The sequence below is a fragment of the Corallococcus sp. CA053C genome (genome assembly GCF_003611675.1).
Taxonomy (GTDB): domain Bacteria; phylum Myxococcota; class Myxococcia; order Myxococcales; family Myxococcaceae; genus Corallococcus.
Genome location: NZ_RAWA01000066.1, coordinates 1 through 14,428 on the forward strand (window position 1 = coordinate 1; position 14,428 = coordinate 14,428).

The 14,428-nt window shown below is 70.2% G+C and carries 12 protein-coding genes; 8 read left to right on the forward strand and 4 right to left on the reverse strand.

Annotation, left to right across the window (positions count from 1 at the left end):
* Positions 1-155 precede the first annotated feature (155 nt).
* From D7V97_RS11970 to D7V97_RS11980, 3 genes are all read right to left on the reverse strand, one after another.
* Positions 156-569: a hypothetical protein gene (locus tag D7V97_RS11970; RefSeq protein WP_120610747.1), complete on the reverse strand. Its 414-nt coding sequence runs from the start codon at positions 567-569 to the stop codon at positions 156-158.
* Positions 570-619: 50 nt separating this feature from the next.
* Positions 620-1,663: a diguanylate cyclase gene (locus tag D7V97_RS11975; protein WP_120610748.1), complete on the reverse strand. Its 1,044-nt coding sequence runs from the start codon at positions 1,661-1,663 to the stop codon at positions 620-622.
* A gap of 142 nt (positions 1,664-1,805) precedes the next feature.
* On the reverse strand, positions 1,806-2,426 hold the full coding sequence (locus D7V97_RS11980; RefSeq protein WP_120610749.1) for a tRNA (guanosine(46)-N(7))-methyltransferase TrmB: 621 nt from the start codon (positions 2,424-2,426) through the stop codon (positions 1,806-1,808).
* 80 nt (positions 2,427-2,506) lie between these two features.
* Here D7V97_RS11980 and D7V97_RS11985 point away from each other — a divergent pair, with 80 nt between their 5' ends.
* From D7V97_RS11985 to D7V97_RS12010, 6 genes are all read left to right on the forward strand, one after another.
* Positions 2,507-3,436: a bifunctional riboflavin kinase/FAD synthetase gene (locus D7V97_RS11985; protein WP_120610750.1), complete on the forward strand. Its 930-nt coding sequence runs from the start codon at positions 2,507-2,509 to the stop codon at positions 3,434-3,436.
* A gap of 236 nt (positions 3,437-3,672) precedes the next feature.
* Positions 3,673-5,373 (forward strand): type IV-A pilus assembly ATPase PilB, encoded by a 1,701-nt coding sequence (gene pilB / locus D7V97_RS11990; RefSeq protein ID WP_120610751.1) that lies wholly within the window; start codon positions 3,673-3,675, stop codon positions 5,371-5,373.
* A 38-nt stretch (positions 5,374-5,411) separates the two neighbouring features.
* Positions 5,412-6,524, forward strand: a complete 1,113-nt coding sequence (locus tag D7V97_RS11995) for a type IV pilus twitching motility protein PilT (protein WP_120610752.1) — start codon at positions 5,412-5,414, stop codon at positions 6,522-6,524.
* Positions 6,525-6,579: 55 nt separating this feature from the next.
* Positions 6,580-7,836 carry a type II secretion system F family protein gene (locus D7V97_RS12000; RefSeq protein WP_120610753.1) on the forward strand — a complete coding sequence of 419 codons (1,257 nt, stop codon included), beginning with the start codon at positions 6,580-6,582 and terminating at the stop codon, positions 7,834-7,836.
* A 28-nt stretch (positions 7,837-7,864) separates the two neighbouring features.
* Positions 7,865-9,433, forward strand: coding sequence for a nitrogen regulation protein NR(II) (locus D7V97_RS12005; RefSeq protein ID WP_233582690.1), 1,569 nt, complete (start codon positions 7,865-7,867; stop codon positions 9,431-9,433).
* Entirely contained in the window at positions 9,430-10,869 is a 1,440-nt protein-coding gene (locus D7V97_RS12010) for a sigma-54 dependent transcriptional regulator (RefSeq protein ID WP_304988504.1), read from the forward strand. The genes D7V97_RS12005 and D7V97_RS12010 overlap by 4 nt, the downstream gene beginning before the upstream one ends.
* Here the strand turns inward: D7V97_RS12010 and D7V97_RS12015 are convergent.
* Positions 10,832-11,830, reverse strand: a complete 999-nt coding sequence (locus D7V97_RS12015; protein ID WP_120610754.1) for a glycosyltransferase — start codon at positions 11,828-11,830, stop codon at positions 10,832-10,834. The genes D7V97_RS12010 and D7V97_RS12015 overlap by 38 nt on opposite strands.
* Positions 11,831-11,903: 73 nt before the next feature.
* Here D7V97_RS12015 and D7V97_RS12020 point away from each other — a divergent pair, with 73 nt between their 5' ends.
* On the forward strand, positions 11,904-13,733 hold the full coding sequence (locus tag D7V97_RS12020) for a glycosyltransferase family 39 protein (RefSeq protein WP_120610755.1): 1,830 nt from the start codon (positions 11,904-11,906) through the stop codon (positions 13,731-13,733).
* 28 nt (positions 13,734-13,761) lie between these two features.
* Positions 13,762-14,424 (forward strand): methyltransferase domain-containing protein, encoded by a 663-nt coding sequence (locus tag D7V97_RS12025; protein WP_120610756.1) that lies wholly within the window; start codon positions 13,762-13,764, stop codon positions 14,422-14,424.
* Positions 14,425-14,428 lie beyond the last annotated feature (4 nt).

Sequence of the window (14,428 nt, forward strand, 5' to 3'; positions counted from 1 at the left end):
GGGTGGGGGAGGCCGAGGACGGAGTCACCGGGCCACTGCCGGGCGTCGTGCCCGGCCGGCGGATGACTTCGACTGCGGGGACCACCACCCGCCGTGTCTTCCTATCGTTCACGGTTGTACGTTACCTGATACGCGGGGTCCGGGCATGCCCGGGCTCACGGCTGGGGGGATGCTGAAAAGTCCACCTTCCACCCGGACGGCTCCCTCACCATCCGGACCTCGCCCGACCTTCCCGCCGAGCGCACGACCACGGTCGCCTCGTCGCCCTCCTGGCGGAGCAGCGTGACTTCCTGAACATCGGGAGGCGCGGGGACATTCGCGAAGAACAGCGCGAGGGGCTCAGGCTTTACCATGCCGCCCGAGGCGTCGCTCACTTGCTGGGCCCGTGCCTTGAGGACCTGCTGGGTGGGTTGGGAAAGCCCCGCGTAGGCTTTCGGGAACTCGCCCCGCTGCACGTGCTTGTGGAAGGTCTGGTAGGCCCCCACGGGGGAGTCCGGCTGGAGACGGTTGCAGCCGCCCAGGGCCAAGAGGGCGAACAGCAGCCAGGTCGTCGTCGCGAGCGGGCGCATGGAGCCCCCGGTTTAGGTCAAAGCGCCCCCGTGGGGAAGCGCCAGGTGCGTCAAGCCGCGTGCTGGTGGACCCGGTTGCGGCCCGTCCCCTTGGCTGAATAGAGGCTCACATCCGCCGCGCGCAGCAGCGCCTCCGTCCCCTGCAGGTCGTCCGAGGGCACCGTCGCCACGCCCAGCGACGCCGTCAGCTTCACCGTCTGGACCACGCCGCCCGGGCCCGGCCAGGACAGCTCCAGCTTCTCGATGGCCTCCCGCACCCGCTCGCACGCCCGGAGCGCGTCCTGCGGGGCGGCCTCCGGCAAGAGCGCGATGAACTCCTCGCCGCCGTAGCGGGCCAGCAGGTCCACCTCCCGCAGCGTCGCGCGCGCCGTCTGGGCCACCGCGCGCAGCACCTCGTCCCCGAAGGGGTGCCCGAAGGAGTCGTTGATGCGCTTGAAGTGGTCGATGTCCAGCATCACCAGCGACAGCGGCGAGCGGTACCTGCGCGAGCGCATGAACTCCTCGCTCAGCCGCTCCTCGAAGTAGCGCCGGTTGAACAGGCCCGTGAGCGCGTCGGTGCGGCTGAGCGCCAGCAGCTCCTGCCGGCGCCGGTCCAGCTCCCGGTTGGCCCACTCCAGCTCCCGGTTCTTCTCCACCAGCGCGTCCTGCAGCGCCTTGAGCCGCAGCATCGACTTCACGCGCGCGCCCAGCTCCAGCATGTCGAAGGGCTTCACCAGGTAGTCGTCCGCGCCCAGCTCCAGCCCCTCCACCTTGCCCGCCGCCTGCCGGGCCGTCATCAGGATGACGGGGATGAAGCCGAAGCCGCTCTCGGTGGCGTTCGCCTTGACGATGCGGCACACCTCCACGCCGCCCAGCCCCGGCATCTCCACGTCCATCACGATGAGGTCCGGCCGCCCCGCGCGGATGGCGGACAGGGCCTGCGCCCCGTCCAGCGCCTCGCGGAACACGTAGCCGTGCGGCGCCAGCCCCTCGCGCACGTGGCGCACCTGGGCCGGATCATCGTCCACGATGAGCACCGTGCGGCCGGAGAAGTCGTTCGCGGGCCCGCTCCTCCGGGCAATCTCCAGCGTCCTCTTCTTCTCGGCCTCCGCCATGCAGTCCCGCCCCCCTGGGATACGCTCGTCGCCCACATCGCAAGTGTCCCCGGGTACAGGAACACGCCCCGGGATTCTCACCCGGTGAGACGGTTGCTGCCAAGGGTCGCGCGGTGCGGGAACCCCTGAGACGTTGGCCGTTCTACGGTGCGGGCTTCACCAGCCGGGCGCGGTACACGGGCTCCCCGGACGCCAGGTAGCGCCGCTCGCGGGTGGAGGGCACCTCTTCCGGGTCGTAGGGATGGAAGACGCCCGCGCCCAGCGGGTTGTGGAAGCCCGCCTCCTCCAGGATGCGGAGCATGGCCACGCCGCGGTCCTGCACGTCGGTGCGCATGTCGAAGCGGCCGCCGGGCTTGAGCAGCCCCAGCATCAGCTTCGCGAAGTCCGGCTGCACCACCGCCCGCTTGGCGTGCGAGCGCTTCCACCAGGGGTCCGGGAACTGGAGGTGGATGACGTCCAGCATCCCGGGCGCGAAGATGCGCGGCACCACGAAGCGCGCGTCGGATTCGATGACGCGCAGGTTCTTCAGGTCCAGCTTCTCCCCGCGCATCTGGGTGTCGCGCGCGTACTTCTTGCGCCACTCGAAGGCGACGAAGCGCACGCCCGGGTTGCGGCGGCAGTACTCCAGCGCGTGCCCGCCCGCGCCGGAGCCGATCTCCAGCTCCAGCGGCCCGGTGAAGCCGAACTCCGCGTCCCAGTCCGGGGGCGTTTCCAGGGGGACGAACTTGAGGCCGACCGGTTCGGGGAGCAGGGCTGGGCGCATGGCGGGAGCGGGCGCCTCTAACCATGGAGCCGCGTGGGTTGGCCAGGGCAAAAGCGTGCGCGGTGGTATAGGGAAGGGCCATGAAGGTCTTCCAGTCGGTGTCCGAGGCAGGCGGCCAGCTGAAGGGGCAGGCTGTCGCGCTGGGCAACTTCGACGGCGTGCATGTGGGCCACCAGGCCCTCTTCGCGGAGGCCGTGCGCCATGCCCCCGCCGCCGCGCTCACCTTCCAGCCCCACCCGGGCAAGGTGCTCCAGCCGGAGCTCGCGCCCAAGCTCATCACCCTCCTGCCGCGCAAGCTGGAGCTGCTCGCCGCGTGCGGCCTCACCGGCGTGGTCGTCCAGCCCTTCACCCGTGACTACGCGCGCACCCCGCCTTCGGATTTCGAGTCCGCGCTGCTGGACGTCCTGGGCGCGGGCCACCTCGTGGTGGGCAGCGACTTCACCTACGGCGTCGCGCGCGCGGGCACCGTCACCACCCTGCGCGAGGCCGCCGCGAAGCGGGGCGCCCACGTCCACGTCGTGCAGCCCGTGCACGTGGACGGCGTCGTCGCGTCCTCGTCGCGGATCCGCGAGTACATCCTGGAGGGGCGCGTGGGAGCGGCCCGGCGCCTGCTCGGTCGCCCGTTCGACCTGGACGGCACCGTGGTGGCCGGAGCGGGGCGGGGGCGCACCATCGGCTTTCCCACCGCCAACGTGGACACCCAGAACGAGCTGCGGCCCGCGCCCGGCGTGTACGCCATCCGCGCGCGCCTGAAGGCGGAAGGGGAGGGCGGTCCGTGGCGGCCCGGCGCGGCCAACATCGGCGTGAAGCCCACCTTCGGCGGCACGGAGGTCACCATCGAGGCGCACCTCCTGGACTTCTCCGGTGACCTCTATGGGCAGGAGCTGCGGGTGCAGTTCCTGGAGCGCCTGCGGCCCGAGCAGCGCTTCGGCTCCGCCGCGGAGCTGGTGGGTCAAATCAAGCGCGACGTGGAGGCCGCCCGCACCGTGGTGGCCCGCGACGGCGGGTAGGCCGCCTTTTCCGCCACGCCGGACGCGTTCCTGCGTGAAGGACGGAAGGCGGGGGTGGACAGCAAGGAGGCACGCGAGGGCGCCTTGACAGGCCGCGCATCGGTTTCCTCTAATCCAGGAGGATCCGTGCCAGGGCGTCAGGCCCCTGTCGCACGCCCCCCATCCCTCCACAAGGTCCCCGCAACTGGCCGGGGGTCTGGCTGTCCCCTCCTCACGCTCAAAGAGGCATCCCAGAAATGTCCGGTCGACTCGGTGAATTGCTGGTGCGCGAGAACCTCATCTCCGTCCAGCAACTCCGCAAGGCGCAGGAGGAGCAGCAGAAGAGCGGCGCGCGCATTGGCACCGCGCTCATCAAGACGGGCGCCATCGAGGAGTCGAAGCTCACCGACTTCCTGTCGAAGCAGTACGGCGTGCCCGCCATCAACCTGAAGGACTTCGACATTGATCCGGACATCATCAAGCTCGTGCCCAAGGAAGTGGCCGAGAAGCACCTGGTGATCCCGGTCAACCGCGCGGGCCCGTCGCTCATCGTCGCCATGTGCGACCCGTCCAACATCTTCGCGGTGGACGACCTGAAGTTCCTCACCGGCTACAACATCGAGGCCGTCGTCGCCTCCGAGATCTCCATCCGCGAGGCCATCGAGCGCTACTACGCCGAGAAGGGCCCCTCGATGGAGGACATCGTCGGCGACGTGGGCGACGACATCGAGGTCGCCAAGGAGGAGCAGGAGAACCTGGACGAGATGGCCAAGGCCGCGGACGACGCGCCGGTGGTCAAGCTGGTGAACCTCATCCTCATGGACGCCATCAAGAAGCGCGCGTCCGACATCCACATCGAACCGTACGAGAAGGACTTCCGGGTCCGCTTCCGGATCGACGGCGTGATGTACGAGGTGATGCGCCCGCCCATGAAGCTGCGCAATGCCATCACCAGCCGTCTGAAGATCATGGCCTCGCTCGACATCTCCGAGCGCCGCCTGCCGCAGGACGGCCGCATCAAGATCAAGATTGGCGGCGGCAAGGAGATGGACTTCCGCGTGAGCGTGTGTCCCACGCTCTTCGGCGAGAAGGTCGTGATGCGCTTGCTCGACAAGAGCAACCTGCAGCTCGACATGACCAAGCTGGGCTTCGACGCCACGCCCCTGGCCTGGTTCAAGGAGGCCATCGACCGGCCCTACGGCATGGTGCTGGTGACGGGCCCCACGGGCTCCGGCAAGACGACGACGCTGTACTCCGCGCTCGCCAGCCTCAACGACGTGGGCACCAACATCTGCACCGCGGAGGACCCGGTCGAATTCAACTTCGCCGGCATCAACCAGGTGCAGATGCATGAAGACATCGGCCTGAACTTCGCCGCCGGCCTGCGCTCGTTCCTCCGCCAGGACCCGGACATCATCATGATCGGTGAGATCCGCGACTTCGAGACGGCCGAAATCGGCGTCAAGGCCGCGCTCACCGGCCACCTGGTGCTCTCCACGCTGCACACCAACGACGCCCCCGGCACGGTCAGCCGTCTGTTGAACATGGGCATCGAGCCGTTCCTCGTGACGGCGTCGCTCAACCTCATCCTCGCCCAGCGTCTGGCGCGCCGGCTGTGCCCCGCGTGCAAGCGCCCCGCGGAGAAGGTGGACGAGCAGGCCCTCATTGACGCGGGCATCCCGCCGGACAAGATGGGCACCTTCACGATGTACGAGAAGGTCGGCTGCCGCGACTGCAACGACCGCGGCTACCGCGGCCGCGTGGCCATCTACGAGGTCATGCCCTTCTGGGACGGCCTCAAGGAGCTGGTCATCAACGGCGGCAGCGCCGCGGAGCTCAAGCAGGAGGCCATCCGGCTGGGCATGAGCAGCCTTCGCATGAGCGCGCTGCGCAAGCTCATGGACGGCATGACGACGCTCGAAGAGGTCGTGGGCAACACCGCGCCGGACCGCTTCTAGGCAACACCCACTTTTTCTCCCCGACAGGACACGCATCCGTGGCCAACCTGCACCAGCTCCTCAAGGCGATGGTCGAGAAGGGCTCTTCCGACCTCCACATCACCACCGGCTCGCCGCCGCAGCTCCGCGTGGACGGTGAACTCGTCCCGCTCAAGACGGCGCCGCTCACCCCCGTGGAGACGAAGCAGCTCTGCTACTCCATCCTCACGGACGCGCAGAAGCACAAGTTCGAGGAGGAGAACGAGCTGGACCTGTCGTTCGGCGTGAAGGGCCTGTCACGCTTCCGCGCGAACATCTTCATGCAGCGCGGCGCCGTCGCTGGCGCCTTCCGCACGATTCCCTTCAAGATCCTGACGTTCCAGGAGCTGGGCCTGCCGCCGGTGGTGGCGGAGCTGGTGAAGAAGCCGCGCGGCCTCATCCTGGTGACGGGCCCCACGGGCTCCGGCAAGTCCACCACGCTGGCCTCGATGATCGACAAGATCAACACCGAGCGTCATGAGCACATCATGACCATCGAGGACCCCATCGAGTACCTGCACCCGCACAAGAACTGCCTCGTGAACCAGCGCGAGGTGGGCGCGGACACGCGCAACTTCAAGACGGCCCTCAAGTACATCCTCCGCCAGGACCCGGACGTGGTGCTGGTGGGTGAGTTGCGCGACCTGGAGACCATCGAAGCGGCGCTCACCATCGCGGAGACGGGCCACATCTGCTACGCGACGCTGCACACCAACAGCGCGGTGCAGACCATCAACCGCGTGCTGGACGTGTTCCCGCCGTACCAGCAGCCGCAGGTGAGAGCGCAGCTCTCCTTCGTGCTGGAGGGCGTGATGAGCCAGGCGCTGGTCGCCAAGGCGGGCGGCCCCGGCCGCGTGCTGGCGCTGGAGGTCATGGTGCCCAACCCCGCCATCCGGAACCTCATCCGCGAGGACAAGGTCCACCAGATCTACTCGTCCATGCAGGTGGGTCAGGCGAAGTACGGCATGCAGACGTTCAACCAGGCGCTGGCCGCCCTCCTGGCGCGTCGCCTCATCAACCAGGACGAGGCCTTTGGCCGTTCCTCCGACCCGGAGGAGCTGCGCAACATCCTCGCCACGGGCGCCGGCCAGCCCGGAGCCCAGCGGCCGGCCGGAGGAGCGGGTGCCCGTTAGTTTTCCGGCGTGAATTTCATGGTTTAGACTCGGCGCCCTCCCCGGAGGTCCAGGTATGGCAGCACCAGCGGTCCAGCAGAAGGCGACAGCATCCAAGAAGAATACGGCCCAGTTCCTCTGGGAGGCCAAGACCAAGAGCGGGGAGAACAAGAAGGGCGAGATGGAGGCCATGGACGTGGAGGCCGTCAACGCGCGCCTCAAGTCCCTCGGCCTCAATCCGACGAAGGTCCGCAAGAAGAGCTCCTTCGACATGGAGCTCAAGCTGCCGGGCCTCGGAGGGGTCACCGGCAAGGACATCCTCATCTTCACCCGGCAGTTCGCGACGATGATCGACGCGGGTCTGCCGCTGGTGCAGTGTCTGGACATCCTCGCCAGCCAGATGGACAACCCCTCCTTCAAGAAGGTGGTGTTCGCCATCAAGGGCAAGGTGGAGCAGGGCAGCACCTTCGCGGACGCGCTGAAGGAGCACCCCAAGGTCTTCGACGAGCTCTACATCCAGCTGTGCGCCGCGGGCGAGGTGGGCGGTATCCTCGACACCATCCTCAACCGGCTCGCCGCGTACCGCGAGAAGAACGAGAAGCTCAAGTCCAAGGTCAAGGGCGCCATGACCTACCCGTCGGTGGTCATCCTGGTGGCCATTGGCGTGACGGCGCTGCTGCTCCTCAAGGTGACGCCCGTCTTCGAGAAGATGTTCGCGGACTTCGGCTCGCAGCTGCCGGGCCCCACGCAGGTGGTCGTGGACCTGTCGAAGTTCGCCCAGGCGTACTTCCTCCACACCGTCGTGGGCGTCACCGCGTTCGTCTTCTTCTTCGGCTGGACCTACCGCCAGCCCCGGGGCCGCAAGTTCTGGGACAAGACGTTCCTCAAGCTGCCCCTGTTCGGCGACGTGCTGCGCAAGGTGGCGGTGGCGCGCTTCACGCGCACGCTGGGCACGATGATCTCCTCCGGCGTGCCCATCCTGGACGCGCTGGACGTGACGGCGAAGACGGCCGGCAATCGCACGGTGGAAGAGGCCATCTACTACGTGCGCGGGAAGATCTCCGAGGGCAAGAACATCGCGGGTCCGCTGCTGGAGACCAAGGTGTTCCCGTCCATGGTGGTGCAGATGATTGGCGTCGGTGAAGCGACGGGCGCCATGGACACCATGCTCAACAAGATCGCCGACTTCTACGACGACGAAGTGGACGCGGCCATCGGCGCGCTGACGTCGATGATCGAACCCCTGCTGATGGTGTTCCTCGGCGGCGTGGTCGGTGGCTTCCTCATCGCCATGTACCTGCCCATCTTCTCGCTTGCCGGCGCGATCAAGTAGCGCCATCGCGGGACGCCCGGCGCGGGACGTGGCCCCCGGGCTGCGCTCGCGCCTGGTGTGGCTGGTGTTGTTCCGCACCGTGGCGGCGAGCCTGTCGCTCGTCGTGACGGTGGCGCGGTTGATGACCCAGCCGGCGCAGGAGCCCAGCCGGGCGGACTCGCTGTCGTTCGCGGTCATCGCGGGCGCCTACCTCCTCACGGTGGTGACGGGCCTGCGGCTGCGCCGGGGCACCGCGGGACGTCTGGACGCCACGGTGCAGGTGGTGGGCGACGTGCTCATCGCCTCCGGGCTCGTGTACCTGAGCGGCGGGGCGGAGTCGCCGCTCACGTTCCTCTACAGCCTGGCCGTCATTGGCGCGGCGGTGGTGCTGGACTGGCGGGGCGCGCTCGTCGCGGCGGCCGTCTCCACGTTCGCCTTCACCGCGCTCCTGCTCATCATCCGGCTCACCACGCCCGTGGACGACCTGGTGGAGCCGCCCTCGCGGGTGCTCTTCGTGCTGGGCAGCAACGCGCTGGCGCTGAGCCTCATCGCCGTGCTGTCCGGCTACCTGTCGCGCCAGCTGTCCGCCGCGGGCGGCGCGCTGTCGCAGAGCGAGGCGGACCTGCGCCGGCTGGGGCGGCTGCAGCAGCTCATCCTGTCCTCCATGCCGTCGGGGCTCGTCACCTGCGACGTCGGACGGACCGTCACCTTCCTCAACACCGCGGGCAGCGTCATCCTCCAGGCGGACGCCCTCACGTGCGTGGGGCAGCCGCTGGAGAAGCTCCTGCCGGGCGTGTCCTCGCTGGCGCCGCGCTTCGTCCGGGGCGAATTGCCGGTGCAGACGCCGGGCGGCAAGCGGGTGCTGGGCCTGTCGGTGTCGCCGCTGGAGGGTGAAGCGGGCGCGCTGCTCATCGTCTTCCAGGACCTCACGGAGCTGCGGCGCATGGAGGAGGACCTGAAGCGCACGGACCGGCTGGCCAGCCTGGGCGCGCTGTCCGCGCAGCTCGCGCACGAGTTGCGCAACCCGCTGGCCTCCATGCGGGGCTCGGCGCAGCTGCTCGCGCAGGACCCGTCAAGCGACGCGGTGGTGCAGAAGCTCACTGGCATCCTCGTGCGCGAGTCGGACCGGCTGGGGCGGCTGGTGGAGGACTTCCTGCGCTTCGCCCGGCCGCCGGAGCCGAAGCGTCAGCCGGTGGCGCTGGACGCGCTCCTCGCGGAGACGGTGGACATGCTGCGCGTGGACCCCCTGTCGCGCGAGGTGCAGCTGGAGGTGTGGGCGCCGGAGGCCCTGGTGGCGCCGGTGGATCCGGATCAGCTCCGCCAGGTGCTCATCAACCTGGTGCGCAACGGCTGCCAGGCGGCGGGGGCGAAGGGGACGGTGAGGGTGGCCCTGGCGCGGGCGGACGGGGAAGCGCAGATTCGCGTGTGGGACTCGGCCGGCAGCATCACGGAGGAGATGATGGGACACCTGTTCGAGCCGTTCTTCACCACCCGCAGCGGTGGCACCGGGCTGGGGTTGTCCACCGCGCACTCCATCATCCGCGCGCACGGCGGCACCATCCGCGTGACGTCGCAGCCCGCCGAAGGCACCGAGTTCCTGGTGGGGTTGCCGCTGTGACGCCGCCCCTGCCCCATGACAGCGGCCCGCGCGGCCACGTGCTGGTGGTGGACGACGAGCTGTCCATGCGCGAGTACCTGGAGATATTGCTCGTGCGCGAAGGCTACGCGGTGACGAGCGTGCCCGCGGTGGCGCCCGCCTGCGACGTGCTGGCGAAGGACTCGGTGGACCTGGTCATCTCCGACATGAAGCTGGGCTCCGGCGGCAGCGGCCTGGACGTGCTCCGGGCGGCGCGCGCGCGCAAGGAGCCGCCGGAGGTGGTGCTGATCACCGCGTTCGGCACGCCGTCCTCCGCGGTGGAGGCGATGCGCGAGGGCGCGTACGACTACATCTGCAAGCCCTTCGACAACGAGGAGCTGCGGCTGCTGGTGCACAAGGCGCTGGAGAAGCGCGCGCTGCGCCAGGAGAACAGCACGCTGAAGTCGCGGCTGTTGCCTGGGCTGGGCGGGCTCCTGGTGGGCAACAGCCCCCGCATGCGAGCGCTGTGGCAGCTGGTGGAGAAGGTGGCCCCGGGGCGCAGCACGGTGCTGGTGACGGGGGAGAGCGGCACCGGCAAGGAGCTGGTGGCGCGCGCCATCCACCTGAGCGGGCACCGCGCCGCGCAGCCCTTCCTGCCCTTCAACTGCGCGGCCCTCAACGAGGGCGTGCTGGAGAGCGAGCTGTTCGGCCACATGCGGGGCTCCTTCACCGGCGCCACGCACGAGCGGCAGGGGCTGCTGGTGTCCGCGGGCGAGGGCACGGTGATGCTGGACGAGGTGGGGGAGATGCCCCTGTCCACGCAGGTGAAGCTCTTGCGCGTGTTGCAGGAGCGCAAGGTGAAGCCCGTGGGCAGCGCGGCCGAGATTCCCTTCCACGCGCGCGTCATCGCCGCCACCAACCGCCGGCTGGAGGCGGAGGTGAAGGCGGGCCGCTTCCGCGAGGACCTCTTCTACCGGCTCAACGTCATCACGCTGGAGTTGCCCCCCTTGCGCGAGCGGCCGGAGGACATCCCGCACCTGGCGGGGTTCTTCCTCTCGCGGCTGGCGGAGGAGCTGGGGCGCCCCAGCCTGCGCTTCGCGCCGGAGACGCTGACGCTGATGGAGCGCTACGCGTTCCCAGGCAACGTGCGCCAGCTGCAGAACATGGTGGAGCGTGCGGCGACGCTGTCGGACTCGGACATGCTCGGGCCCACGACGCTGCCGCCCTCGGTGCGCGGCGAGGCGGAGCCCACGTCCCGCCCGAGCGAAGGCGGGGAGCCGGTGCTGGGCGCGGGCTTCAACCTGGAGCGGCACCTGGACGACAACGAGCGCCGGCACCTGCTGGCCGCGCTCAAGCAGGCTCAGGGCGTGAAGACGCGCGCCGCGGAGCTGCTGGGCCTGTCCTTCCGCTCGTTCCGCTACCGGCTGGCGAAGCACGGCCTCACGGATGAGCTGGACGAGCCGACGCCCCGGGCGTGAGCACCGTGTCGGCGCGCTCCGGTGGCGGGAGCGCGGGCACGGCCAGGTAGCTCAGGCGCTTCGCCTCCAGGCCCAGCTGGCTGGTGCTCTCCAGCAGCAGGCCCACCAACCCCGACAGCGCGCCCAGCAGCACCATGCCCGTGCAGAGGATGGCGGTGGGGAAGCGCAGCACCTGGCCCGTCTCGAAGAACTGGAGGAAGACGGGGATGGACAGGAGCACCGCGGCGGTGACGACGGCGACGGCGATGAGGCCGAAGAACTGGCGGGGCCGCAAGAGCCGCTGCAGCCGCAGGATGTGCTGGAGGATGCGCGAGCCGTCGCGCCAGGTGTTCAGCTTGCTGTGCGTGCCCGCGGCGCGCTTGGAGTAGCGCGTGGGCACCTCCTTCACGGGCATGCGCAGCTGCAGGGCGTGGATGCTCATCTCCGCTTCGATTTCAAAGCCCTCGGACATGCCGGGGAACGACTTGACGAAGCGCCGCGACAGCACGCGGTAGCCGGAGAAGATGTCCGACAGGCCCTTGTCGAAGAGGTTGGCCACCACCTGGTTGAACATCCAGTTCCCGGCGACGTGGCCCGCCCGGTAGGCCTCCTGTTCGGTGTGCACGCGCGTGCCCACCACCATGTCCAGCGACTCCTCGCGCAGCAGGCGGATCATCTCCTCCACGGCGCCCGCGTCGTAGGTGCCGTCGCCGTCGGCGACGACGTAGATGTCGGCCTCCACGTCGGCGAAGGCGCGGCGCAGCGCATTGCCCTTGCCGCGCCGGGGCTCGCCGCGCACCTGGGCGCCCGCGTCGCGGGCCACCCGCGCCGTGTCGTCCGTGGAGGCGTTGTCGTAGACGTAGAGCGTCGCGGAGGGCAGCGCGTCGGCGAAGGCGCGCAGCGTCTGGGCGATGGCGGGCGCCTCGTTGAAGCAGGGGAGGATGACCGCGATGCGCGGGGCGGGCAGGGAGGAGCGGTTCATGCGGGCGGGAAGGGCCGCACTCTAACCCGGACCTCCGGGCGCCCGCAGGGTGCGCTACGCTGGGCCCCTCGCGATGCCCGAATCCCACCGGAAGTCCCCGCTCCCGCTGCTCGCGCTCGCCGCGCTCCTGGTCCTGGCCCACGCGGCCGTCTGGCAGGCCTACTTCCAGGGCTTCCGGCTGGACCTGGGGAGCCTGGACCTGCCGACGCGGCGCTACCTGCTGCTCGCTGGCCTGATGGCCTTCCTGGGGCTGCCCGTCGTGGTGTGCTGCTCGCTCGCGGGGGGGCGCGTCCTGAGGGCCGGACGGCTGGCGGACTGGCGGGCGGCATGGCGGGAGTATCCCGACCGCCGCACGGTGCTCGGGCTGGGCGTGCTGGGCGTCCTCATCCCGCTGGCCATCCAGTCGATGTTGCTGGGCCACGCGCCGCTCACGGATGACGAAGCGTCCTACCGCTTCGCGGCCCAGTTGCTGGCGTCCTTCCGGCTGTGGGTGCCCTCGCCGCCGATGAAGCTCTTCTTCGACGCCAACTTCCTGGTGAACGACGGCCGGATGTACAGCCAGTACTTCCTGGGCTGGCCCTTCCTGCTGGCGTTCGGTGTGAAGGCGGGCGTGCCGTGGCTGATCAACCCGCTGCTGGCGGGCGCGACCACGGTGGCGGTGTTCCTGGTGGCCCGGGAGTGGTTCGGCTCCGCGTGGGCGCGGGTCGCGGGCCTCCTGTTCCTGGCCTCGCCGCTGGTGATGACGGGGGCCGCCACGCAGATGTCGCACACCACGGTCCTCTTCGCCCTGGCGTGGATGCTGTACGGCCTCCAGCGCGCGCGGGCCGGGGCCGGGGCCTGGGCGAGCGCGCTCGTGGCCTGCTGCTTCTGCCTCGCGTTCTGGACGCGGCCGGCGACCGCGGTGGGGCTGGGCGCGCCGCTGCTCGTCCTGTGGGCGCTGGGGCTGCGAGGCCGTGAGCGCCGCGCGGGTGCCGCGCACGGGGCGGCGTTCGCGGCGGTGGCCCTGCCGCTCGCGGCGCTGTTCCTCGTGTGCAACCAGGCGCAGACGGGGTCCCCGTGGATGACGGGCTACCACGCGGCGCTGCGCCATGCGCGCGACAACGGCTACCGCTTCTTCTCCTTCGCGCCGGAGTCGGTGGGGGGCGAGGGCTTCTGGTACTTCTTCGTGGACCGCAGCCCGCTGCTCGTCATCGGCCGTGCGGTGATGGCGCTGTTCCGGCTGAACGTGGATGGCTTCGGCTGGCCCCTGGGCCTGATGCTCGCGTGCCTGGCCCGCGGCGCGCACGCGCGGTGGCTGGCGGCGAGCCTCGTGGGGCTCTGGGTGGTGCACATCCCGCTGGCGGACGCGGGCATCGACACCTTCGGCCCGGTGCACTACTCGGAGGCGATGCTGCCCCTGGTCCTGCTGACGACGGACGGGCTGCGCACCGCGTGGCGGTGGGGCTGGGCGTTGAGCCGGCCCGGACTGGTGCCCGGGGCCGTCGTGGGCCTCTTCGTCGCGTGCGCCACGATGTACCTGCCGCCGCGCTGGGTGACGCTGTACCGGCTCGCGCAGGACATCCGCGAGCCCGGGGAGGTGGTGTCGCGGGAGGCGCCCGCCCGCGCCGTCATCTTCACGGGGACCCCCTTCGCGCCGGCCTGCCAGGGCGCGCCGGCCCGGCACTTCGTCCTGCTGCGGCCCAACAACAGCCCGGACCTGGGCGACGACGTCCTCTGGGTCAACCACGTCAACCTCGCGCGCGACCGCGAGTTCGCGCGGCGCTTCGACCGTCCGGGCTTCCTGCTGGCGGTGTCGCGCAAGGAGTGCCAGCTCAAGCTCATCCCGCTCGACGAGGCGCGGGACGCGCAGTTCCCCCCGGCGGTGAAGGAGCTGCCGTCGGACTTCCCCCCGCCGGCACCATGATGGGCGTGCCTGCCTCCCGAGGCGTCCCTTGCTGAAATCCGAAGCGCGGTGGCTTTCCCGTCAGCTCCAGGCGCTGGACGTGGCGCGGGGCTCGCCGCTGCTCAACGTGGGCAGCTCCACCCGCTACTTCCGCGAGGTCCAGCAGCCGTTCATCCACCGGGAGCTCTTCGCGCCCTGGCAGCGCCGGGGCGGACGCGTCATCCACCAGGACCTCAAGCCGGACGACGGCGTGGACGTGGTGGGCAGCCTCATGGATCCGGAGTGCCTGGCGCGGCTTGCCTCCTGGAGCCCGAGGTCGGTGTGCTGCACGAACGTGCTCGAGCACGTCGAGGACCGGGTCGCGTTCGCGCGCCAGTTGGCCTCGCTGGTGGCGCCCGGGGGCGTGTTGCTGGTGACGGTGCCCCGGGCCTTCCCGTGGCATCCCGACCCCATCGACACGATGTTCCGGCCGACGGTGGAGGAGCTGGTCCCGCTGTTTCCGGACCTGCGGCTGGTGGTGGGGCAGGTGGTGCCGTGCGGCACGCTGGGCCACCTGGTCGCGGCGGACCTTCCCGGCGCGCTCAAGCGCTTGCTGAAGCCGGGCCAGGGCGCCGGGGCGGACGCGGTGCCGCGCGCCGGAGTGGGCCAGTGGCTCTGGCCGTGGCTGGTGCGCCCGTTCGAGGTGACGTGCGCGGTGTTCGAGCGGCCGTGAGCGC